Origin of the sequence: Pseudodesulfovibrio hydrargyri (genome assembly GCF_001874525.1) — a bacterium.
Taxonomy (GTDB): domain Bacteria; phylum Desulfobacterota; class Desulfovibrionia; order Desulfovibrionales; family Desulfovibrionaceae; genus Pseudodesulfovibrio; species Pseudodesulfovibrio hydrargyri.
In genome coordinates, this window is record NZ_LKAQ01000004.1 from 2,473,248 (window position 1) to 2,491,739 (window position 18,492).

The following is an 18,492-nucleotide window of genomic DNA, read 5'->3' on the forward strand; positions in this document are numbered from 1 at the left end:
ATTGAAAAAGTTGGAGAGGCAACGCCTCTCCAACTTTTTTGCCGGTCCGGACCCGAAAGTACGCGCGCTCGAAGGGCGAAATGCCTTGACAATGTTTGAGCGAATGGGGTACTTGCGGTCCTCTTTGCGCATGATTTGCGCACAGGTATCGTATTAACTAATGATTGGAGGATGAATGCCCACCATTAACCAGCTCATCCGCAAAGGCCGCGAAGCGCAGCCCAAGCGGAAGAAAACCCCGGCCCTGATGGAATGCCCTCAGCGTCGAGGCGTTTGCACCAGGGTGTACACCACGACCCCGAAGAAGCCGAACTCCGCGCTTCGTAAGGTCGCCCGCGTGCGCCTGACCAACGGCATGGAAGTCACCGCCTACATCGGTGGTGAGGGCCATAACCTGCAGGAACACTCCGTGGTCCTGATCCGCGGCGGCCGTGTGAAGGACCTTCCCGGTGTCCGTTACCACATCGTTCGCGGTACCCTCGATACCTCCGGTGTCGACGATCGTCGCCGCGGCCGTTCCAAGTACGGCACCAAGCGCCCGAAATAAGGTTATAGCTTTTTTCGCAATGCCCGGGGTGGGATGACAAAGTAGGGCGGAGGCTGCCCGAAATAATGTCCCCCCGGCCGAAATTCAAGGAGAAAAAAATGCCTCGTAAAGGTCCTGTCGCCAAGCGGCAGATCCTGCCGGATCCTGTATACGGCAGCAAGCTCATCACCCGCTTCATCAACCGTCTGATGCTGGACGGCAAGAAGTCCACTGCGGAACGAATTTTCTACAAGGCCATCGAAATCCTGGCCGAGAAGACCAACGAAGACCCGCTGCGCGCCTTCGAGAAGTGCCTGGACAACATCCGTCCGGCCCTGGAGGTCAAGTCCCGCCGTGTCGGCGGTGCCACCTACCAGGTGCCCATGGAAGTCCGTCCCGACCGCCAGACCGCCCTGGCCATCCGCTGGGCCATCGGTTACGCACGCGGCCGCGGCGAGAAGGGCATGGTCGCCCGCCTGTCCGGCGAACTGCTTGACGCTTTCAACAACCGTGGCGGCGCAGTGAAGAAGCGCGAAGACACCCACAAGATGGCCGAAGCCAACAAGGCTTTCGCTCACTACCGTTGGTAGTCACGGAGTAGTAAAGTGGCGAGACAAGTACCCAGAGACAAACAGCGCAATATTGGTATCATGGCCCACATCGATGCGGGCAAGACTACCACTACCGAGCGAATCCTGTTCTACACCGGCGTGTCCCACAAGATCGGCGAGGTCCATGACGGCGAGGCCACCATGGACTGGATGGTCCAGGAGCAGGAACGCGGCATCACCATCACGTCTGCCGCGACCACCTGCTTTTGGCGCGAGCACCGCATCAATATCATCGACACCCCGGGCCACGTGGACTTCACCATGGAAGTCGAGCGCGCCCTGCGCGTGCTGGACGGCGCCATCGCCGTCTTCGACTCCGTCGCCGGCGTGGAGCCCCAGTCCGAGACCGTGTGGCGCCAGGCGGACCGCTATAAAGTGCCCCGCATGGCCTTCGTCAACAAGATGGACCGCATCGGCGCGGACTTCTTCCGTTGCGTCGAGATGATGAAGACTCGTCTGGGCGCCAAGGCCGTTCCTCTCCAGCTGCCCATCGGCGCCGAGGACGACTTCGAAGGCGTCGTCGACCTGATCGAGGGCAAGGCCTATATCTATGACCACCTGGATCACGGCGCGAGCTTCACCACCACCGACGTCCCGGCCAACCTCCAGGACCAGTACGAACTTATGCGCGCCGAGATGATCGAAGCCATCGCCGAGGAGGACGAAAGCCTTCTCGAAAAGTACATGGCCGACGAGCCCCTGACTCCGGAAGAGCTGCGCGAGGGCGTGCGCAAGGCGACCACGAACCTGACCATCTGCCCCGTGCTGTGCGGCACCGCGTTCCGCAACAAGGGCGTGCAGCCGCTGCTCGACGCCGTCGTCGACTACCTGCCCAGCCCGCTGGACGTCGTGGTCATGAAGGGCATGGACCCGAAGACCGAGGAGCCCATCGAGTGCCCCTGCGACGATGACGAGCCCCTGGCCGCGCTGGCATTCAAGCTCATGACCGACCCGTTTGTCGGTCACCTGACCTTCCTGCGCCTCTACTCGGGCAAGATCGAGTCCGGCGCCACGTTCATGAACGCGGCCACCGGCAAGAAGGAGCGCATCGGTCGTCTGTTGAAAATGCACGCCAACAAGCGTGAGGAAATTAAAGAGGCATACGCCGGCGACATCGTCGCCGCCGTCGGCCTCAAGAACGTGGCCACCGGCGATACCCTGTGCGACCTCAAGCGCGCTGTGGTTCTGGAGTCCCTGGACATCCCCGAGCCGGTTATCGAAGTGGCCATCGAACCCAAGACCAAGGCAGACCGCGACACCCTGTCCGCCGCCCTCGTCAAGCTGGCCAAGGAGGACCCGTCCTTCCGCGTCAAGGGCGACGAGGAGACCGGACAGACCCTGATCGCCGGAATGGGCGAGTTGCACCTCGAGATCATCGTTGACCGCCTGCTGCGCGAGTTCAACGTGAACGCCAACGTGGGCGCCCCCCGCGTGGCTTACCGAGAGACCATCTCCGCGCCGAACAAGGTCGATGTCAAGCATGCCAAGCAGTCTGGTGGTCGTGGTCAGTACGGCCACGTCGTCATCGAAGTCGAGCCGAACCCCGAGAACGGCTACGAGTTCGTCGACGAGATCAAGGGCGGCGTGATTCCCAAGGAATACATCCCCGCCGTGGACAAGGGCATCCAGGATGCCATGAAGAACGGCATCTCGGCCGGGTTCCCGGTCGTCGATGTGAAGGTCAAACTGGTCTTCGGCTCCTTCCATGAAGTCGACTCCAGCGAGCAGGCCTTCTACATCGCCGGTTCCCTGGCCATCAAGGAAGCCTGCAGAGGCGCCAAGCCGGTACTGCTCGAGCCGATCATGTCGGTGGAAGTGGTCACCCCCGAGGACTACCTCGGCGACGTCATGGGAGACTTGAACGGCCGCCGCGGCCGGGTGGGCGAAATGGAAGCCCGCACGGGCGTGCAGGTCATCCGGTCCTTTGTGCCGCTGTCCGAGATGTTCGGTTACGCCACGGATCTTCGTTCGAAGACCCAGGGCAGGGCGACCTTCACCATGCAGTTCGACCACTACGAGAAGTTGCCGAACAACTTGGCCGAAGAATTGATGAAAGGAAACGACTAAACGTAGAGCCTAGGATTTTCCCTTTGCTTGACAGTGCGGCGGTGCGGGTGTACTCAACCCGACCGCTGCACAGTTCGGCGCCTTTTTCTTTTCGGGCGCGGTAAAGATAAATCCTTTGAGGAGAAAGCACTATGGCTGCTTCGATGGCGAGCGATCGCATCAGAATCAAACTGAGAGCATACGATTACCGTATTCTGGACAAGGCTGTCACCGAGATCGTTGACACCGCCCGGAATACCGGTGCGGCTATTGCCGGCCCCGTGCCGCTGCCCACCGACATCCATCGTACCACCGTCCAGAAATCCGTTCACGTGGACAAGAAGTCCCGCGAGCAGTTCGAAATGCGCATTCACAAGCGTCTTCTGGATATCCTTGAACCCACTCAGCAGACCGTTGACGCCCTGGGCAAGCTTTCGCTGCCCGCCGGTGTGGACGTCGAGATCAAGCTCTAGGAGTATAGTTATGGCTAAGACTCTCGGATTGCTTGGCAGAAAGCTGGGCATGACCCGCATTTTCAAGGACGATGGTACCATCTGCCCCGTGACCGTTATCGAGGCGGGACCCTGCCCGGTCATGCAGATCAAGACCACGGACAAGGAAGGCTACAACGCCCTGCAGCTCGGCTACGACTCCGTGCCCGAGCGCAAGGTGAACAAGCCCCTGAAGGGCCACATGGCCAAGGCCGGCAAGGACCTGTACCGCCACCTCAAGGAATTCCCCCTCGAGGTCGTGGAAGGGTACGAACTGGGTCAGGAAATCACCGTCGATATCTTTGCCGCCGGTGAAAAGGTCAAGGTTACCGGTACCTCCAAGGGTAAGGGTTTCCAGGGCGTCATGAAGCGTCACAACTTCGCCGGCTCCCGCGCCTCCCATGGTGCCGAAAAAGTGCACCGCGTTCCCGGTTCCGTCGGTAACGCGACGTACCCCGGCCGTGTCTGGAAGGGCAAGAAGATGCCCGGCCAGATGGGTAATGTGCGTGTGACCTTGAGCAACGTGGAAATCGTCGATGTCAGGCCCGAGGACAACGTCCTCCTGGTCAAGGGCCAGGTGCCCGGCCCCAACAACGGCCTCGTGATGATCCGCAAGAACGGCTAAGAGGTATACGACATGGCAAAAATTCAAGTTGTAGATCAGAATAACAAGAAGGTTGGCGACTTCGAGCTGGCCCCCGAGGTTTTCGAGGTGGAGATCATGCCCGAAATCCTCAACCAGGTCGTCCGGGCCCAGCGCGCTTCCCAGCGCCAGGGCACTCACGCCACCAAGACCCGCGGTCTGAAATCCGGCGGCGGCCGCAAGCCGTGGCGCCAGAAGGGCACCGGTCGTGCCCGGGCCGGCTCCACCCGTTCGCCCCTGTGGCGCGGCGGTGCCGTCCTCTTCGGACCCCAGCCCCGCGACTACGCCTTCAAGATCAACAAGAAGGTGCGCAAACTGGCCCTCAAGATGGCCCTGTCCTCCCGCGTCTCCGAAGAGAAGATGACGGTGGTCAAGTCCATCGATCTCCCCGAGATCAAGACCAAGGCCTTTGCCGAAGTCGCCCAGAACCTCGGCCTGAACAAGACCCTGATCGTCGCCAAGAACGCCGACAAGAATCTGGAGATGTCCGCAAGGAACATGCCCCACATCAAGGTCATCGAAGCCGACAAGCTGAATGTTTACGACGTGCTGCTGTATCCCGAGCTGGTCATGCTCGAGTCTGCCGCCCAAGACGTTCAAGAGAGGTTGAAGTAATGGATTATTCGAAAGTCCTGCTCAAGCCCGTGGTCTCCGAGAAGGCCAACGAGGCCAAGGAGCAATCCAATCACGTCTCTTTTTACGTCCACCCCGATTCCAACAAGATCGAGGTGAAGAAGGCCGTTGAGGCAGCCTTCGACGTCAAAGTCGAGTCCGTGAATATCGTGGCCAAGAAAGCCGCGCCGCGCAAGCGCATGGGCCGCCTGACCGGTGGACGCGTCCCCGGGTACAAGAAGGCCTACGTCAAGCTTGCCGCCGGCGATAAAATCGAAATCTTCGAAGGAGTGTAACCATGGCAACCCGTAAGCTGAAGCCTACTTCTCCGGGCCGCCGGTTCCAGACCATCTCCGATTTCGCGGAGATCACCCGGACCACTCCCGAGAAGTCGCTGACCAAAGGTCTGACCAAGAAGGCCGGCCGCAACAACAACGGTCGCGTGACCATGCGTCGCCGCGGCGGCGGCAACAAGTCCCTGTACCGCCTGATCGACTTCAAGCGGAACAAGCTTGGCGTGCCCGCCAAGGTGGCCGAGATCGAATACGATCCGAACCGCAGCGCCCGCATCGCCCTGCTGCACTACGCGGACGGCGAGAAGCGCTATATCCTGGCCCCTGTCGGCCTGAATCAGGGCGACGTCATCACCGCAGGTGAAGGCGCCGACATCAAGCCCGGCAACGCCATGGCTCTGATCCAGATCCCGACCGGTACCGTCGTGCACAACATCGAGCTGTACCCGGGTAAGGGCGGCCAGTTCTGCCGCGCCGCCGGCACCTACGCGCAGCTCATCGCCAAGGAAGGCAAGTACGCGCTCCTGCGCATGCCCTCCGGCGAGGTCCGCAAGGTCCTGGCCACCTGTTGCGCCACCATCGGCCAGGTTGGAAACATTCATCACGAGAACATCAAGATCGGTAAGGCCGGACGGAATCGTTGGCTTGGCCGTCGCCCGAAGGTCCGTGGTGTGGCAATGAACCCGATCGATCACCCGCTGGGTGGTGGTGAGGGCCGCAGTTCCGGTGGTCGCCATCCGGTGTCCCCGTGGGGTACCCCGGCCAAGGGCTACAAGACCCGGAACAAGAAGAAGGCTTCCTCGAAGCTCATCGTCAAACGCCGCGGCCAGAAGTAGGAGTATAACCAATGCCTAGATCTCTTAAAAAGGGCCCGTTCCTGGACGGTCACCTGATCAAGAAAATCCAAGTGGCCGCCGAGAATCAGGACCGTCGCGTGATCAAGACCTGGTCCCGCCGTTCCACGATCGTCCCCGAGATGGTCGGTATGACCTTCGCCGTCCACAATGGCCGGAAGTTCATCCCCGTGTTCGTGACCGAAAACATGGTCGGTCACAAGCTGGGTGAATTTTCCCCGACCCGCACCTACTTCGGCCACGTCGCCGACAAGAAGAAGTAGGGGGAGCGCACTATGGAAGCCAAAGCAGTTGCCAAGTTCATCCGCGTGTCTCCGCGCAAGGCCCGCATCGTGGCCGAGAACATCAAGGGCAAGGGCGTCGAGGACGCCCTGAACATCCTCCGGTTCACCCCGAAGAAGCCCGCCGACATTCTCAGCAAGGTGCTGTACTCCGCCGTGTCCAACGCGGAGCAGATGCCCGGCGTCGATGTCGACTCTCTGATCGTCCACTCGGTGGTCGTCGACGAGGGTCCCACCTGGAAGCGTATCAAGCCGCGCGCCATGGGCCGCGCCTACCGCATCCGGAAGCGCACCAGTCACATCACCATCGTAGTCAAGGAACAGTAGTATGGGACAGAAAGTACATCCTTACGGTTTTCGTCTGGGGTATAACAAGAACTGGCTGTCCCGCTGGTACAGCAAGAAGGACTACCCGGCGTTCGTCTTCCAGGACGACCAGGTCCGCAAGTTCGTCAAGAAAAAGCTGTATCAGGCCGGCGTTTCCCGCATCGAGATCGAGCGGGCCGGCGGCAAGATTCGCCTGATCATCCACACCGCGCGTCCCGGTATCGTCATCGGCCGCAAGGGTGTTGAGATAGAAAAGCTGCGCGAGGAATTGCGCGGCAAGTTTCAAACCGAGTTCACCATTGAGGTCAACGAGATCCGTCGACCGGAGGTTGAAGCTCAGCTCGTAGCTGAGAACATTGCCCAGCAGCTCGAACGTCGAATTGCCTTCCGCCGTGCCATGAAGCGTACGGTGGGCCTTGCCAGGAAATTCGGCGCCGAGGGTATCAAAGTCGCTTGTGCCGGCCGTCTGGCCGGAGCTGAAATCGCTCGCGGCGAATGGTACCGTGATGGGCGTGTGCCCCTGCACACCCTTCGTGCCGACATCGACTACGGTTTTGCCGAGGCGGCCACCACCTACGGCGTGATCGGGGTCAAGGTCTGGATCTTCAAAGGTGAGATTCTGGACAAAGAGGTACAACAGTAATGCTTGCTCCAAAAAGAGTTAAATTCAGAAAATGGCAGAAAGGCCGACTCAGAGGCAAGGCCCAACGGGGTAACATGGTGTCCTTCGGCGATATCGGGCTGAAGGCATTGGAGCACGGAAAGATCACCAACCAGCAGATTGAGTCCGCTCGTGTCGCCATCATGCGCCACATCAAGCGCGGCGGTAAGGTCTGGATACGCATCTTCCCTGATCACCCCACCACCTCCAAGCCCGCGGAAGTCCGTCAGGGCAAGGGTAAAGGCGCTCCCGACGGTTGGGTCGCGCCGGTGAAACCGGGCCGTATCATGTACGAAGTGAAGGGCGTCGACATCGAGCTTGCCAAGGAAGCCCTCAAGCGCGCTTCCTACAAGCTGCCGATCAAGACGGCCATCGTTGTGAAGGAGGGTCTGTAAGATGACTTCCAAGGAACTTCGTGAACTGGACGACGCCAAACTGGCTGAGAAGCTGAATGAATCCCGCCACGAGCTGTTCTCCATGCGTTTCAAGCATGCGACGGCTCAGCTGGAAAACACTCAGGCCCTCTCCGGCGTCAAGAAGACCATCGCCCGTATCCTGACTATTCAGCGGGAACGACAGGGAGCGTAAGAAATGGCTGAGTTCAAATACCAAGGCAACAAGCGCCTGCTGACCGGCCTGGTCATCTCCGACAAAGGCGACAAGACCATCGTCGTCCGCGTCGAGACCCTGGTGAAGCATCCGCTGCTGAAGAAGTACATCCGCCGCCGCAAGAAGTTCATGGCCCATGATCCGGCCAACGACTGCGGTGTCGGCGATACGGTGCAGATTGTCGAGTCGAGGCCCATGTCCAAGCGCAAGCGCTGGCACCTGGTGAAGATCCTCGAAAAGGCCGTCTAGGGATTAGGAGGAAATCATATGATCCAGGTTGAATCCAATCTCGACGTGGCTGACAACTCCGGAGCCAAGAAGGTCGCCTGCATTAAGGTCCTCGGCGGTTCCAAGCGCCGTTACGCCAGCGTCGGAGATATTATCGTAGTGTCCGTCAAGGAGGCCATGCCCCACTCCAAAGTGAAGAAGGGCTCGGTCATGAAGGCGGTTGTCGTTCGCACCAAGAAGGAACTCGGTCGTCCCGACGGTTCCTTCATCAAGTTCGACAACAACTCCGCCGTGCTGCTCAACAACAACATGGAGCCTGTGGGGACCCGTATCTTCGGTCCCGTGGCCCGTGAATTGCGCGCCGCCGGTTTCATGAAGATCGTTTCCCTCGCTCCCGAGGTTCTGTAAGGAAATGACGATGAAGACTAAAATCCGTAAAGACGACAAGGTCATGGTCATCGCCGGGAAGGACAAGGGAAAGGTCGGCAAGGTCTTGAAGATCCTCAAGAAGCAGGACAAGGTCCTGGTCGAGAAGGTCAATATGGTCCAACGCCATACCAAGGCCAATCCGTATGCCCAGCAGCCCGGCGGCATTATCGAGAAGGAAGCCCCTATCCATGTATCCAATGTGGCTATCGTGTGCGACGCCTGCACCAAGCCCACGCGGGTAGGGTACAAGAAGACTGAAGACGGCAAGAAGGTGCGCTTCTGCAAGAAGTGCAACGAGACCTTCAAATAGGTATCAGTATGACACGTCTCGAAAAGTTGTATAACGAAAAGGTCGTCCCCGAGCTCCAGAAGGAGTACGGTTACACCTCGTCCATGGAGATCCCGAGAATGACGAAGATCTCCCTGAACATCGGTCTCGGTGCTGCCAGCCAGAACAGCAAGCTCATCGAAGCCGCCGTCGAGGAACTGACCGCCATCGCCGGCCAGAAGGCCGTGGTCACCCTGGCCAAGAAGTCCATCGCCCAGTTCAAACTGCGCGAGGGCCAGCCGGTCGGTTGCCGCGTCACCCTGCGCGACGATGCCATGTGGGACTTTTATGACAAGCTCGTGAGCTTCGCACTGCCTCGGGTCCGCGACTTCCGCGGCATCCCCGACCGCGGTTTCGACGGCCGCGGCAACTTCACCCTTGGCATCAAGGAACACACCATCTTCCCCGAGCTCGACATCGACCGCGTGGAACTGGTGAAGGGCATGAACGTGACCGTGACCACCACGGCCAAGACCGACAAGGAAGGCAAGACCCTTCTTGACCTCCTTGGCATGCCCTTTAAAAAGTAGGAGGACGGAAAGTGGCCAAAACAAGCTTACGCGTTAAGGCAAGCCGCAAACCCAAGTTCAAGGTCCGCGCTTACAATCGGTGCCCGATTTGTGGCCGTCCTCGGGCTTTTCTGAGGCGGTACGGAATCTGCCGTATCTGCTTCCGCAACAAGGCTCTCGCCGGCGAACTGCCCGGCGTCCGCAAGGCGAGCTGGTAATTAAGGAGAAATGAAATGGCTGTTGTTGATCCTGTAGCCGACATGTTGACCCGCATCCGGAATGCGTACGGCGCCTATCACACCGCTGTCGCAGTGCCGACTTCCAAGATGAAGTCCTCCATCGCGGGTATCCTGAAGGAAGAAGGTTATATCGCCGACTACGCTGTCGAGGACAGGGACATCAGTATTACGCTCAAGTACGCTGACGGCAAACCGCTCATTACTGGCCTGAAGAAGGTCAGCAAGCCCGGTCGCCGCGTGTACGTTGGTGCTTCTGATATCCCCCGTGTCCAGAACGGCATCGGTATTTGTATCGTGTCCACCTCCAAAGGGCTGCTTGAAGGCGCCAAGGCCAAAGAGGCCAATGTCGGCGGCGAGCTGCTCTGCGAAATCTGGTAAAGAGGTTCCGTTATGTCTCGTATAGGAAAGAATCCCATCGACATCCCCGCGGGTGTCGAGGTGTCTGTCGGAGCCTCCGAAATCCAGGTCAAGGGTCCCAAGGGAACCTTGAGCACCCCGGTCGATCCGGCCGTGGCGTACAAGATCGAGGATGGCAAGGTGTATGTCTCCCGCGTTGATGATTCCCGCCAGGCGCGCGGCCAGCACGGTCTTCGTCGGACCCTGCTCGCCAACTGCGTGGACGGCGTGACCAAGGGCTTTGCCAAGACCCTGGAAGTCATCGGCGTCGGATACAAGGTGTCCGTGCAGGGCAAGAAAGTCGTTCTGGCCGTCGGGTATTCCCACCCGGTGGAGTTCGACCTGCCCGCCGGTCTGGAGGCCAAGGTGGAAGGCGCCAAGCTGACCATCGAGGGCACCGACAAGCAGCTTGTCGGTGAAATTGCGGCCCAGATTCGTCGTGTGCGTCCGCCCGAACCCTACAAGGGCAAGGGCATCAAGTACCTCGACGAGATCATCCGCCGCAAGGCCGGTAAGTCCGGTTCCAAGTAGGGGTAATAGTCATGAGCAAAAGCAAGAATGCACAGCGGCTTCTTCGCAAGCCCCGCATCAGAAAGAAGATCTCCGGTACCGAAGCCCGGCCCCGCCTGGTCGTCTATCGCTCCAACCAGCATCTCTATGCCCAGTTGGTCGACGACGTGAACGGCGTGACCCTGGCCTCCGCCAGCACCCAGGTGCTGAACAAGGACGGCGAGGCGCTGAAGTCCAACAAGGACTCGGCCGCCAAGGTCGGCAAGGCCATTGCCGAAGCCGCCAAGGCCAAGCAGATCGAGACCTGCGTCTTCGACCGGAACGGATATATCTATCACGGCAAGATCAAAGCCCTTGCCGACGGCGCCCGTGAAGGCGGGCTGAAATTCTAGTCACCAGGAAAGTAAAATGGAACAGAATGAAAGTGGATTGATTGAAAAAATCGTCTACCTCAATCGCGTCGCCAAGGTTGTCAAGGGTGGCCGCCGTTTCAGCTTCAGCTGCCTGGTGGTCGTCGGTGACGGTGAAGGGGGAGTCGGTTGCGGCCTGGGTAAGGCCAACGAGGTGCCGGAAGCCATTCGCAAGGCGAGTGAGCGCGCCAAGAAGAACATGATCAATGTTCCTCTGCTGGACGGCACCCTCCCGTATGAGGTTCTGGGACGCTACGGCGCGGGCCGCGTCATGCTCAAGCCCGCCAGCCGAGGCACCGGCATCATCGCCGGCGGTCCCGTTCGTGCGATCATGGAGGCCGTGGGCGTCAATGACATCCTGACCAAGGCCATCGGCACCAACAACCCGCACAACGTGTTGCGTGCCACCATGGCCGGATTGGAGTCCCTGCGGAGCGCGGAAGAGGTTTCGGCCCTGCGCGGCGTCTCGGTCTCCACTCCCAGAAAGTAGAAGGATATCGCCGTGATTAAAGTCAAGCAGATCAAAAGCAAGATTGCCTGCAAGCCCGACCAGGTCAAAACCCTGGAAGCCCTGGGCCTGCGCAGGATCAATCAGGTCAAAGAGCACGATGACAATCCCGTCATCCGCGGAATGATCTACAAGGTCAGACACCTGGTGGAGGTTACCGAATCATGAGACTTCATGAACTCTACGCCTTCCCGGAAGAATATAAGAACCGCAAGCGCATAGGCCGCGGCTCCGGCTCCGGCTGGGGCAAGACCGCGGCCAAGGGCCACAAGGGCCAGAACGCCCGTGCCGGCGGCGGCGTCCGTCCCGGTTTCGAGGGCGGCCAGATGCCTCTGGCCCGCCGTCTGCCCAAGCGCGGTTTCAAGAATCCCTTCCGTGAAGAATACGTTGCCGTCAACGTGGGCCGCCTGATCGCCCTGTTCGAAGGCAAGGATGAGATTACCGTTGCCGACATGTACGAGCGCGGCGTCGTCAAGAGCGGCGCCCCGGTCAAAGTGCTGGGCACCGGTGACGTCGACAAGGCCGTGACCATCGAAGCCCATCGCTTCAGCGCGTCCGCCGCCGACAAGATTGCCAAGGCCGGCGGTACCGCCAAGGCCATTGAGGCGTAAACTCACTATTGATTCGGAAGGGTACTGAGACGATGTCAGGAGTTGATAATATTGCCCGGTTGCCGGAGCTGCGTAAAAAGCTGCTCTGGACGTTCGCACTGCTCGCTGTCTACCGGTTGGGCATACACATCCCTATTCCCGGCGTCGATAGTGCCGCGCTTTCCGAGTTCTTCGCTCAGGCGCAGAACACCCTCTTCGGCGTGTTCGACATGTTCTCCGGCGGTGGACTCAAAAAGATGTCCATCTTCGCCCTGGGTATCATGCCGTACATCTCGGCCTCGATCATCCTCCAGCTTCTGACCGTCGTCAGCCCCGAGCTGAAGCGGCTCCAGAAGGAGGAGGGCGAGGCCGGCCGCAAGAAGATCACCCAGTACACCCGGTACGGCACTGTGCTCATCACCGTGGTCCAGGGTTTCGCCATCGCCACCGGACTGGAGTCCATGAGCTCGCCCACGGGCGCGCCCATGGTTCTCTATTCCGGGATCGGCTTCAAGCTGATGACGATCCTGACCCTGACCGCGGGCACCGTGTTCCTGATGTGGCTGGGCGAGCAGATGACCGAAAAAGGCATCGGCAACGGCATCTCGCTGATCATCTACGCGGGTATTGTCGCCGGCCTCCCGGCCGCGCTGATCAATACCGTCCAGCTGATGAGCGTGGGCGAGATCACCCTGTTTATCCTGCTCATCCTGCTCGTAGTGATGGTGGCCACCCTGGCCTTCATCGTCTTCATGGAGCGCGGACAGCGTCGTATTCCCATTCACTATGCCAAACGTCAGCAGGGACGCCGCATGTTCGGCGGGCAGACCACGCACCTGCCGCTGAAGATCAACACCGCGGGCGTCATCCCGCCGATCTTCGCGTCCTCCATCCTGATGTTCCCTGCAACGCTTGCCCAGTTCTCGAGCAATAAGTTCCTGCAGGACTTCTCGGCCTACTTCAGGCCGGATTCCATCCTGTACAACATCCTGTACATCGGAATCATCATCTTCTTCTGCTATTTCTACACGGCGATCATGTTTGATCCCAAGGGAATCGCGGAGAATATCCAGAAGCAGGGCGGCTTCATCCCGGGCATCCGCCCGGGCAACCGCACCCGCGAGTACATCGACAAGGTGCTGGCCCGCATCACCCTGTGGGGCGCCTTCTATGTCTCGGCGGTCTGCGTGCTGCCCATGTTCCTGATCAGCAAATTCGGCGTCCCGTTCTATTTCGGCGGCACCTCCCTGCTGATCGTGGTCGGCGTGGCCATGGACTTCATGGGTCAGATAGAATCCTACATGATCTCCCGCCAATACGAGGGGTTGATGGGGAAAGGCAATAAACTCAAAGGCAGGCGCTAGTCTTGAAAAAGTTTCGGGGCGTCTTCCTCAAGAACGATAAAGAGATTGGCCTCATGCGTGAGGCCAATCGCATTGTTTCCAGAATTCTCGATGAACTCGGCGAAAACGTCAGACCCGGCGTTTCCACCATGTACTTCGAGAACATCTGCCGCGCACGCTGCGACGAGTACGGCGTGAGGCCGAACTTCCTGGGATACCAGGGGTTCCCCTTTGCCCTGTGTTGCTCCGTCAACGAGGAGATCGTGCACGGCTTTCCCTCCGAGGATCGTATCCTCAAGGAGGGCGACATCGTCAGTTTCGACATGGGTGTCGAATACAAGGGATTCCACGGAGACTCCGCCCGCACCTTCGCGGTGGGGAAAGTTTCCGCAGAAGCGCAGAAACTCATGGATGTAACACGCGAGTCTCTGTATATAGGGATCGAACAGGCCCGGCCCGGCAACAATCTGTATGACATCTCCGCGGCAATCCAGTCATACGTTGAAGGGTTCGGCCTGGGCATCGTCCGTCGTTTTGTAGGTCATGGGATCGGCAGTCATCTTCATGAGAAGCCCGAGATCCCGAACTTCGTGCCCAGGGGGCTGTCCGGCGTTCCTCTCAAAGCCGGAATGGTCCTTGCCATTGAGCCGATGGTCACGCTGGGGACGCACGAAGTCGAGGTTCTGGACGACAATTGGACTGCGGTGACCAAGGACGGTTCACTGTCCGCTCACTTCGAGCACTCCGTGGCCGTGACCTCCGACGGACCGAGAATATTGAGCCTGTCCGACTAGCTCCCCCGGGAGCCGGAAATTCGGGCTTGCTCTTTGTTCAAAAAGGCTGTATAAAACGCAGCTTCGTTAAAAAGGCCACCCCCGACAGGGGGGTATGGGCATTATTGTTATTTAGACATTGGAGATGGTCATGAAAGTCAGACCTTCTGTGAAGAAAATGTGTTCCAAGTGCAAAGTAATTCGGCGCAACGGCGTGCTGCGGGTGATCTGCGAGAACCCCAGGCACAAGCAGCGTCAAGGATAGAGGGTAAAAACTATGGCACGTATTGCTGGCGTTGATCTGCCGAGGAACAAGCGCGTCGATATCGCGTTGACGTACATTTACGGCATCGGCCGCACCATGGCCATGCAGATTCTCGATTCCACCGGTATCGACTGGAAGACCAACAGTGACGACCTCACTGCCGAAGACGTCAACCAGATTCGCGTTGAAATCGAGAACAACTACAAGGTCGAGGGCGATCTCCGCCGTGAGATCACCACCAACATCAAACGCCTGATGGACATCGGCTGCTACCGCGGCCTGCGTCATCGTCGCGGCCTGCCCGTTCGCGGTCAGAAGTCCAAGACCAACGCCCGTACCCGCAAGGGCCCGCGCCGTTCCGTCATGGGCCGCAAGAAGAAGTAGCTCGACAAGAGACTATCGCCGGCGCGCCCGTGCGTGCGCTCGCGTCTTATAAGACTTTTATTCAACGGAGATTAAGGCAATGGCTAAACCCCGTCGCTCTGGGAAGAAAAAAGAGAAGAAGAATATTCCCGTCGGTATTGCCCACGTCAAGGCCACGTTCAACAACACGATCGTGACCTTCACCGACGTCAAGGGCAATGTCGTCAGCTGGGCTTCCGCCGGTGCTCATTTCAAGGGTTCCCGCAAGTCCACTCCTTTCGCGGCCCAGATGGCTGCCGAAGCTGCCGCCAAGCGCGCCCAGGATTCCGGCATGCGCACCGTGGGCATTTACGTCAAGGGCCCCGGCTCCGGCCGCGAGGCCGCCATGCGCGCCATCAACAATGTTGGCTTCAAGGTGACCTTCATTCGGGACATCACCCCGATCCCCCACAATGGTTGCCGTCCGCCCAAACGCCGCCGGGTCTAATTAAGGAGAAGAATCGTGGCAAGATATACTCAAGCTAAATGCAAGCTGTGCCGCCGCGAGGGAGAGAAGCTCTTCCTCAAGGGTGATCGCTGCTACACCGATAAGTGCGCCTACGAGAAACGGCCGTACCCTCCGGGACACGCCGGCCGCATGCGCCACAAGATGTCCGACTACGCCGTCCAGCTTCGCGAGAAGCAGAAGGTCCGCCGCATGTACGGCGTTCTGGAAGGCCAGTTCCGTATGTACTACAAGCGTGCCGAGGGCATGAAGGGCGTGGCGGGCCACAACCTGCTGTTCCTGTTGGAGCGCCGCCTCGACAACGTGATCTACCGCCTCGGCTTTGCCAACTCCCGCGACCAGGCTCGCCAGTTGGTCCGTCACGGCATCTTCAAGCTCAACGGCCGCCGCGTGAGCATCCCGTCCATGCAGGTCAAGGCCGAGGATATCATTGAGGTTCGTGAGGAAGCCCGCAAGATCCCCGTGATCAACGAGGCCCAGGAAGTCATCGCCCGCCGCGGCTGCCCCGAGTGGCTGGAATCCGACGGCGCCAACTTCAAGGGCACGGTTAAGGCCATGCCGAGCCGGGAAGACATCCAGTTCCCGATCAACGAGCAGCTGATTGTCGAACTGTACTCCAAGTAAATAGGGGACTCCATGCTTATTGAGAACGGCGACAAACTCATCAATACCCGCAATTGGAGCGAACTGGTCAAGCCCGAAGCACTCGTGCGCGACCCCAAGTCCTCCAAGATGTATGGTAAATTCATCTGCGAACCTTTAGAGCGCGGCTACGCCACCACCATCGGCAACGCCATGCGCCGGGTTCTTCTCTCCTCCATGCAGGGTTGCGCCATCGTCAGCGCGACCATCGAGGGAGTGCAGCATGAATTCACCACGCTGCCCGGGGTTCTTGAGGACATGACCGAGGTTGTGCTGAACCTGAAGCAGGTTCGCATCGCCATGACCACGGACGAGCCTCAGCGCTTGGTCCTCGAAGCCAACAAGAAGGGGCAGGTCACTGCCGGCATGATCCAGGAAAACCAGAATGTCACCATTCTGAACAAGGATCAGCTCATCGCCACGCTGACCGAAAACCGCTCCCTGAAGATGGAATTGGAAGTCCGCATGGGCAAGGGGTACGTCCCGGCCGACATGCACGAAGGGCTGACCGATGAAATCGGCTCCATGGTCCTCGACGCCAGCTACTCCCCCGTCAAGAAGGTCGCATACTCCGTCGAGCAGGCGCGTGTCGGCCAGATGACGAACTATGACAAACTCATCCTGGAAGTGTGGACCGACGGTTCCGTCACTCCCGAGGATGCCTGTGCATACAGCGCCAAGATCCTCAAGGACCAGCTTTCGGTGTTCATCAACTTTGACGAATCCTCCTCCGAGACGCACGAGGAAGAGGACGATTCCATCGATCTGAACCCGAACCTCTTCAAGTCCATTGACGAGCTCGAACTCTCGGTTCGCGCCACCAACTGCTTGAAGGCCGCCAACATCCAGCTGGTGGGAGAACTGGTCCAGCGTACCGAACAGACCATGCTCAAGACCAAGAACTTCGGCCGCAAGTCCCTGGACGAAATCCGCCGGGTTCTGGACAGCATGACGCTCAAGTTCGGCATGACGGTCGAGGATTTTGACAAGAAATACCAGGAATGGTTGAAGAGGAAAGAGAAAAATGAGGCATAGAAAGTCCGGCCGCAAACTGAATCGGTCCAATACGCACCGTGCGGCCATGTTCAAGAACATGGCTCGCGCCCTCCTGACCTACGAGCAGATCCGCACCACCGAAGCCAAGGCCAAGGAACTTCGTCGCATCGCCGACAAGCTCATCACCCTGGCCATCCGCAACGACCTGCATTCCCGCCGTCAGGCGTACAAGGTCCTCGGCAGCCACCAGATGGTCCAGCGTCTCTTCGACGAGATCGGCCCCCGTTTCGAGGGCGCCGGCGGCGGATACACCCGCATCGTCAAGATGTCCCAGCCGCGCAAGGGCGACTGCGCCCCCATGGTCATCATCGAGCTGACCAGGAAGGCCGGTGAAGCGGCCGCCGAAGCCCCGGCCAAGGAAGAGCCCAAGAAGGCTCCCGCCAAGAAAGCCGAGAAGCCCGCTGAGAAGCCCGTCGAGAAAGAAGAAGAGCCCAAGGCCGAGGAAGCTCCCGAAGCCGCTGAAAAGGCCGACGAAGAATAGATCGGAAAGGGCAGGCATTGCGCCTGCCCTTTTTTTGATTTCTACTATAGATTCCATCAATTTTCAGGATAGGTTCCATGGACATCAGAAAGCTTGAAGCGTTTTGCAAGGTTTATGAATTGCAAAGTTTTTCCCGAGCCGGAGAGGCCATGTTCCTGTCCCAGCCGACGATCAGCTCGCATGTGGCCAATCTCGAGGACGAGTTGGGCGTCAAGCTGTTCGACCGCCTGGGCCGCAAGATCATGCCCACCCAGGCCGGCGACGTGCTCTATGAGAGCATGGTGACCATTTTCCGGAACCTGGACCGGGCCAAGGCGGCCATCGAGGTCCTGCGCGACCGGGTGGTCGGCGAACTGCAGGTCGGGTGCAGCACCATTCCGTCCCACAGCATCCTGCCGGAACTGCTCAAGTCCTTTTCCGCCAAATATCCCGAGGTCTCGTTCGTGGTCCACACCGGTGATTCGTCCGAGGTCATAAAGAAGGTGTCCTCGGGCGACTGGCCCGTGGGCATCGTGGGTAAGCGCCCCGAAGAAGAGGAGTTGACGGCCAAGCTGCTGGCCCGGGACGAGACCATCCTGGTGGCCTCGCCCAACGCGCCCTGGCTGCCCGCCGGGGGGGAGCCGTCCATGGAGGAGCTGGTGCAACTGCCGTGGATCATGCGCATCCAGGGCTCGGCCACGCGGATGGTCCTGGAAAACGCCCTGAACAAGGCGGGCTACTCCTTGCAAGGCCTGAATATCCGCTGCAAGGTCGAAGGGACGTGCGAAAGCCTGGCCCACGCGGTGCATGGGGTGGGGTTGTGCTTCACCTCCAGGCTGGCCGCCCAGTCATTGCTGGACAGCGGCGAGGTCGTGCGCATCAAGGTCCCGGCTCTGGAAGGGCGCAGGGAGTTCTACCTGATCCACCACAGCGGACGATACATGTTCCCGGCACTCAAGGCCTTTGTCGAGTTCCACGCCTAGC

33 protein-coding genes are annotated in these 18,492 nt (G+C 59.4%); all 33 read left to right on the forward strand.

Going from position 1 to position 18,492, the window contains the following annotated elements; genetic code table 11:
- The first annotated feature begins 175 nt into the window (after window positions 1-175).
- The 33 genes from rpsL to BerOc1_RS15910 all read left to right on the forward strand — a co-directional run bounded on the left by rpsL (window position 176) and on the right by BerOc1_RS15910 (window position 18,491).
- Window positions 176-547 (forward strand): 30S ribosomal protein S12, encoded by a 372-nt coding sequence (rpsL, locus tag BerOc1_RS15750; RefSeq protein ID WP_014324023.1) that lies wholly within the window; start codon window positions 176-178, stop codon window positions 545-547.
- Window positions 548-645: 98 nt separating this feature from the next.
- Complete coding sequence (gene rpsG, locus BerOc1_RS15755; protein WP_071546607.1) at window positions 646-1,116, forward strand: 30S ribosomal protein S7; 471 nt, start codon at window positions 646-648, stop codon at window positions 1,114-1,116.
- Window positions 1,117-1,131: 15 nt separating this feature from the next.
- Window positions 1,132-3,204, forward strand: a complete 2,073-nt coding sequence (gene fusA / locus BerOc1_RS15760; protein WP_071546609.1) for an elongation factor G — start codon at window positions 1,132-1,134, stop codon at window positions 3,202-3,204.
- Between the two features lie 131 nt (window positions 3,205-3,335).
- Window positions 3,336-3,656: a 30S ribosomal protein S10 gene (gene rpsJ, locus BerOc1_RS15765; RefSeq protein WP_014324026.1), complete on the forward strand. Its 321-nt coding sequence runs from the start codon at window positions 3,336-3,338 to the stop codon at window positions 3,654-3,656.
- Between the two features lie 10 nt (window positions 3,657-3,666).
- The gene (rplC, locus tag BerOc1_RS15770; protein WP_071546611.1) at window positions 3,667-4,299 is read left to right on the forward strand and encodes a 50S ribosomal protein L3; all 633 of its coding nucleotides are present in this window, start codon (window positions 3,667-3,669) and stop codon (window positions 4,297-4,299) included.
- Between the two features lie 12 nt (window positions 4,300-4,311).
- Entirely contained in the window at window positions 4,312-4,932 is a 621-nt protein-coding gene (gene rplD, locus BerOc1_RS15775; protein ID WP_071546613.1) for a 50S ribosomal protein L4, read from the forward strand.
- Window positions 4,932-5,225, forward strand: a complete 294-nt coding sequence (gene rplW, locus BerOc1_RS15780; protein ID WP_014324029.1) for a 50S ribosomal protein L23 — start codon at window positions 4,932-4,934, stop codon at window positions 5,223-5,225. The genes rplD and rplW overlap by 1 nt, the downstream gene beginning before the upstream one ends.
- A 2-nt stretch (window positions 5,226-5,227) precedes the next feature.
- Window positions 5,228-6,058: a 50S ribosomal protein L2 gene (gene rplB, locus BerOc1_RS15785; protein ID WP_071546615.1), complete on the forward strand. Its 831-nt coding sequence runs from the start codon at window positions 5,228-5,230 to the stop codon at window positions 6,056-6,058.
- 11 nt (window positions 6,059-6,069) lie between these two features.
- Window positions 6,070-6,339: a 30S ribosomal protein S19 gene (rpsS, locus tag BerOc1_RS15790; RefSeq protein ID WP_014324031.1), complete on the forward strand. Its 270-nt coding sequence runs from the start codon at window positions 6,070-6,072 to the stop codon at window positions 6,337-6,339.
- Between the two features lie 12 nt (window positions 6,340-6,351).
- Window positions 6,352-6,684, forward strand: coding sequence for a 50S ribosomal protein L22 (rplV, locus tag BerOc1_RS15795; protein ID WP_071546617.1), 333 nt, complete (start codon window positions 6,352-6,354; stop codon window positions 6,682-6,684).
- Window position 6,685: 1 nt separating this feature from the next.
- Window positions 6,686-7,327, forward strand: a complete 642-nt coding sequence (gene rpsC, locus BerOc1_RS15800; protein WP_071546619.1) for a 30S ribosomal protein S3 — start codon at window positions 6,686-6,688, stop codon at window positions 7,325-7,327.
- Complete coding sequence (gene rplP, locus BerOc1_RS15805; RefSeq protein ID WP_071546621.1) at window positions 7,327-7,740, forward strand: 50S ribosomal protein L16; 414 nt, start codon at window positions 7,327-7,329, stop codon at window positions 7,738-7,740. The genes rpsC and rplP overlap by 1 nt, the downstream gene beginning before the upstream one ends.
- A 1-nt stretch (window position 7,741) precedes the next feature.
- Window positions 7,742-7,933, forward strand: a complete 192-nt coding sequence (gene rpmC / locus BerOc1_RS15810; RefSeq protein ID WP_071546623.1) for a 50S ribosomal protein L29 — start codon at window positions 7,742-7,744, stop codon at window positions 7,931-7,933.
- A 3-nt stretch (window positions 7,934-7,936) separates the two neighbouring features.
- On the forward strand, window positions 7,937-8,203 hold the full coding sequence (gene rpsQ, locus BerOc1_RS15815; protein WP_071546624.1) for a 30S ribosomal protein S17: 267 nt from the start codon (window positions 7,937-7,939) through the stop codon (window positions 8,201-8,203).
- A gap of 18 nt (window positions 8,204-8,221) precedes the next feature.
- Complete coding sequence (rplN, locus tag BerOc1_RS15820; protein WP_014324037.1) at window positions 8,222-8,590, forward strand: 50S ribosomal protein L14; 369 nt, start codon at window positions 8,222-8,224, stop codon at window positions 8,588-8,590.
- A 10-nt stretch (window positions 8,591-8,600) separates the two neighbouring features.
- Window positions 8,601-8,921 carry a 50S ribosomal protein L24 gene (gene rplX, locus BerOc1_RS15825; protein ID WP_071546625.1) on the forward strand — a complete coding sequence of 107 codons (321 nt, stop codon included), beginning with the start codon at window positions 8,601-8,603 and terminating at the stop codon, window positions 8,919-8,921.
- A gap of 8 nt (window positions 8,922-8,929) precedes the next feature.
- A complete protein-coding gene (rplE, locus tag BerOc1_RS15830; protein ID WP_071546627.1) occupies window positions 8,930-9,469 on the forward strand; it encodes a 50S ribosomal protein L5 in 540 nt (179 codons plus the stop codon).
- Window positions 9,470-9,480: 11 nt separating this feature from the next.
- Window positions 9,481-9,666, forward strand: coding sequence for a type Z 30S ribosomal protein S14 (locus tag BerOc1_RS15835; RefSeq protein WP_014324040.1), 186 nt, complete (start codon window positions 9,481-9,483; stop codon window positions 9,664-9,666).
- Window positions 9,667-9,681: 15 nt separating this feature from the next.
- Window positions 9,682-10,065 carry a 30S ribosomal protein S8 gene (gene rpsH / locus BerOc1_RS15840; protein WP_071546629.1) on the forward strand — a complete coding sequence of 128 codons (384 nt, stop codon included), beginning with the start codon at window positions 9,682-9,684 and terminating at the stop codon, window positions 10,063-10,065.
- Window positions 10,066-10,077: 12 nt separating this feature from the next.
- Window positions 10,078-10,614 carry a 50S ribosomal protein L6 gene (gene rplF, locus BerOc1_RS15845; RefSeq protein WP_071546631.1) on the forward strand — a complete coding sequence of 179 codons (537 nt, stop codon included), beginning with the start codon at window positions 10,078-10,080 and terminating at the stop codon, window positions 10,612-10,614.
- An 11-nt stretch (window positions 10,615-10,625) separates the two neighbouring features.
- Entirely contained in the window at window positions 10,626-10,985 is a 360-nt protein-coding gene (gene rplR, locus BerOc1_RS15850; RefSeq protein WP_071546633.1) for a 50S ribosomal protein L18, read from the forward strand.
- A 16-nt stretch (window positions 10,986-11,001) separates the two neighbouring features.
- Complete coding sequence (gene rpsE / locus BerOc1_RS15855) at window positions 11,002-11,493, forward strand: 30S ribosomal protein S5 (protein WP_071546635.1); 492 nt, start codon at window positions 11,002-11,004, stop codon at window positions 11,491-11,493.
- Between the two features lie 12 nt (window positions 11,494-11,505).
- Window positions 11,506-11,679, forward strand: a complete 174-nt coding sequence (gene rpmD, locus BerOc1_RS15860; protein WP_207503315.1) for a 50S ribosomal protein L30 — start codon at window positions 11,506-11,508, stop codon at window positions 11,677-11,679.
- Window positions 11,676-12,122, forward strand: a complete 447-nt coding sequence (rplO, locus tag BerOc1_RS15865; RefSeq protein ID WP_071546638.1) for a 50S ribosomal protein L15 — start codon at window positions 11,676-11,678, stop codon at window positions 12,120-12,122. The genes rpmD and rplO overlap by 4 nt, the downstream gene beginning before the upstream one ends.
- Window positions 12,123-12,154: 32 nt before the next feature.
- Window positions 12,155-13,465 (forward strand): preprotein translocase subunit SecY, encoded by a 1,311-nt coding sequence (gene secY / locus BerOc1_RS15870; protein WP_071546640.1) that lies wholly within the window; start codon window positions 12,155-12,157, stop codon window positions 13,463-13,465.
- Window positions 13,466-13,467: 2 nt separating this feature from the next.
- Window positions 13,468-14,238, forward strand: coding sequence for a type I methionyl aminopeptidase (gene map, locus BerOc1_RS15875; RefSeq protein ID WP_071546642.1), 771 nt, complete (start codon window positions 13,468-13,470; stop codon window positions 14,236-14,238).
- 130 nt (window positions 14,239-14,368) lie between these two features.
- The gene (gene rpmJ / locus BerOc1_RS15880) at window positions 14,369-14,482 is read left to right on the forward strand and encodes a 50S ribosomal protein L36 (RefSeq protein WP_014324049.1); all 114 of its coding nucleotides are present in this window, start codon (window positions 14,369-14,371) and stop codon (window positions 14,480-14,482) included.
- A gap of 12 nt (window positions 14,483-14,494) precedes the next feature.
- Entirely contained in the window at window positions 14,495-14,866 is a 372-nt protein-coding gene (gene rpsM, locus BerOc1_RS15885; RefSeq protein WP_071546644.1) for a 30S ribosomal protein S13, read from the forward strand.
- A gap of 79 nt (window positions 14,867-14,945) precedes the next feature.
- The gene (gene rpsK, locus BerOc1_RS15890) at window positions 14,946-15,332 is read left to right on the forward strand and encodes a 30S ribosomal protein S11 (RefSeq protein WP_014324051.1); all 387 of its coding nucleotides are present in this window, start codon (window positions 14,946-14,948) and stop codon (window positions 15,330-15,332) included.
- Window positions 15,333-15,347: 15 nt separating this feature from the next.
- Window positions 15,348-15,974, forward strand: a complete 627-nt coding sequence (gene rpsD, locus BerOc1_RS15895; RefSeq protein WP_071546646.1) for a 30S ribosomal protein S4 — start codon at window positions 15,348-15,350, stop codon at window positions 15,972-15,974.
- Between the two features lie 12 nt (window positions 15,975-15,986).
- Window positions 15,987-17,027: a DNA-directed RNA polymerase subunit alpha gene (locus BerOc1_RS15900; RefSeq protein ID WP_071546648.1), complete on the forward strand. Its 1,041-nt coding sequence runs from the start codon at window positions 15,987-15,989 to the stop codon at window positions 17,025-17,027.
- The gene (gene rplQ, locus BerOc1_RS15905) at window positions 17,017-17,529 is read left to right on the forward strand and encodes a 50S ribosomal protein L17 (protein ID WP_071546650.1); all 513 of its coding nucleotides are present in this window, start codon (window positions 17,017-17,019) and stop codon (window positions 17,527-17,529) included. The genes BerOc1_RS15900 and rplQ overlap by 11 nt, the downstream gene beginning before the upstream one ends.
- A 77-nt stretch (window positions 17,530-17,606) precedes the next feature.
- On the forward strand, window positions 17,607-18,491 hold the full coding sequence (locus BerOc1_RS15910) for a selenium metabolism-associated LysR family transcriptional regulator (protein WP_071546652.1): 885 nt from the start codon (window positions 17,607-17,609) through the stop codon (window positions 18,489-18,491).
- Window position 18,492: the final 1 nt, after the last annotated feature.

What these genes read in the sequence shown, in the direction of transcription:
- rpsL (WP_014324023.1), top strand. Translation starts at nt 176, where the DNA reads ATGCCCACCATTAACCAGCTCATCCGCAAAGGCCGCGAAGCGCAGCCC.
- rpsG (WP_071546607.1), top strand. Translation starts at nt 646, where the DNA reads ATGCCTCGTAAAGGTCCTGTCGCCAAGCGGCAGATCCTGCCGGATCCT.
- rpsJ (WP_014324026.1), top strand. Translation starts at nt 3,336, where the DNA reads ATGGCTGCTTCGATGGCGAGCGATCGCATCAGAATCAAACTGAGAGCA.
- rplC (WP_071546611.1), top strand. Translation starts at nt 3,667, where the DNA reads ATGGCTAAGACTCTCGGATTGCTTGGCAGAAAGCTGGGCATGACCCGC.
- rplD (WP_071546613.1), top strand. Translation starts at nt 4,312, where the DNA reads ATGGCAAAAATTCAAGTTGTAGATCAGAATAACAAGAAGGTTGGCGAC.
- rplW (WP_014324029.1), top strand. Translation starts at nt 4,932, where the DNA reads ATGGATTATTCGAAAGTCCTGCTCAAGCCCGTGGTCTCCGAGAAGGCC.
- rplB (WP_071546615.1), top strand. Translation starts at nt 5,228, where the DNA reads ATGGCAACCCGTAAGCTGAAGCCTACTTCTCCGGGCCGCCGGTTCCAG.
- rpsS (WP_014324031.1), top strand. Translation starts at nt 6,070, where the DNA reads ATGCCTAGATCTCTTAAAAAGGGCCCGTTCCTGGACGGTCACCTGATC.
- rplV (WP_071546617.1), top strand. Translation starts at nt 6,352, where the DNA reads ATGGAAGCCAAAGCAGTTGCCAAGTTCATCCGCGTGTCTCCGCGCAAG.
- rpsC (WP_071546619.1), top strand. Translation starts at nt 6,686, where the DNA reads ATGGGACAGAAAGTACATCCTTACGGTTTTCGTCTGGGGTATAACAAG.
- rplP (WP_071546621.1), top strand. Translation starts at nt 7,327, where the DNA reads ATGCTTGCTCCAAAAAGAGTTAAATTCAGAAAATGGCAGAAAGGCCGA.
- rpmC (WP_071546623.1), top strand. Translation starts at nt 7,742, where the DNA reads ATGACTTCCAAGGAACTTCGTGAACTGGACGACGCCAAACTGGCTGAG.
- rpsQ (WP_071546624.1), top strand. Translation starts at nt 7,937, where the DNA reads ATGGCTGAGTTCAAATACCAAGGCAACAAGCGCCTGCTGACCGGCCTG.
- rplN (WP_014324037.1), top strand. Translation starts at nt 8,222, where the DNA reads ATGATCCAGGTTGAATCCAATCTCGACGTGGCTGACAACTCCGGAGCC.
- rplX (WP_071546625.1), top strand. Translation starts at nt 8,601, where the DNA reads ATGAAGACTAAAATCCGTAAAGACGACAAGGTCATGGTCATCGCCGGG.
- rplE (WP_071546627.1), top strand. Translation starts at nt 8,930, where the DNA reads ATGACACGTCTCGAAAAGTTGTATAACGAAAAGGTCGTCCCCGAGCTC.
- rpsH (WP_071546629.1), top strand. Translation starts at nt 9,682, where the DNA reads ATGGCTGTTGTTGATCCTGTAGCCGACATGTTGACCCGCATCCGGAAT.
- rplF (WP_071546631.1), top strand. Translation starts at nt 10,078, where the DNA reads ATGTCTCGTATAGGAAAGAATCCCATCGACATCCCCGCGGGTGTCGAG.
- rplR (WP_071546633.1), top strand. Translation starts at nt 10,626, where the DNA reads ATGAGCAAAAGCAAGAATGCACAGCGGCTTCTTCGCAAGCCCCGCATC.
- rpsE (WP_071546635.1), top strand. Translation starts at nt 11,002, where the DNA reads ATGGAACAGAATGAAAGTGGATTGATTGAAAAAATCGTCTACCTCAAT.
- rplO (WP_071546638.1), top strand. Translation starts at nt 11,676, where the DNA reads ATGAGACTTCATGAACTCTACGCCTTCCCGGAAGAATATAAGAACCGC.
- secY (WP_071546640.1), top strand. Translation starts at nt 12,155, where the DNA reads ATGTCAGGAGTTGATAATATTGCCCGGTTGCCGGAGCTGCGTAAAAAG.
- rpmJ (WP_014324049.1), top strand. Translation starts at nt 14,369, where the DNA reads ATGAAAGTCAGACCTTCTGTGAAGAAAATGTGTTCCAAGTGCAAAGTA.
- rpsM (WP_071546644.1), top strand. Translation starts at nt 14,495, where the DNA reads ATGGCACGTATTGCTGGCGTTGATCTGCCGAGGAACAAGCGCGTCGAT.
- rpsK (WP_014324051.1), top strand. Translation starts at nt 14,946, where the DNA reads ATGGCTAAACCCCGTCGCTCTGGGAAGAAAAAAGAGAAGAAGAATATT.
- BerOc1_RS15900 (WP_071546648.1), top strand. Translation starts at nt 15,987, where the DNA reads ATGCTTATTGAGAACGGCGACAAACTCATCAATACCCGCAATTGGAGC.
- rplQ (WP_071546650.1), top strand. Translation starts at nt 17,017, where the DNA reads ATGAGGCATAGAAAGTCCGGCCGCAAACTGAATCGGTCCAATACGCAC.
- BerOc1_RS15910 (WP_071546652.1), top strand. Translation starts at nt 17,607, where the DNA reads ATGGACATCAGAAAGCTTGAAGCGTTTTGCAAGGTTTATGAATTGCAA.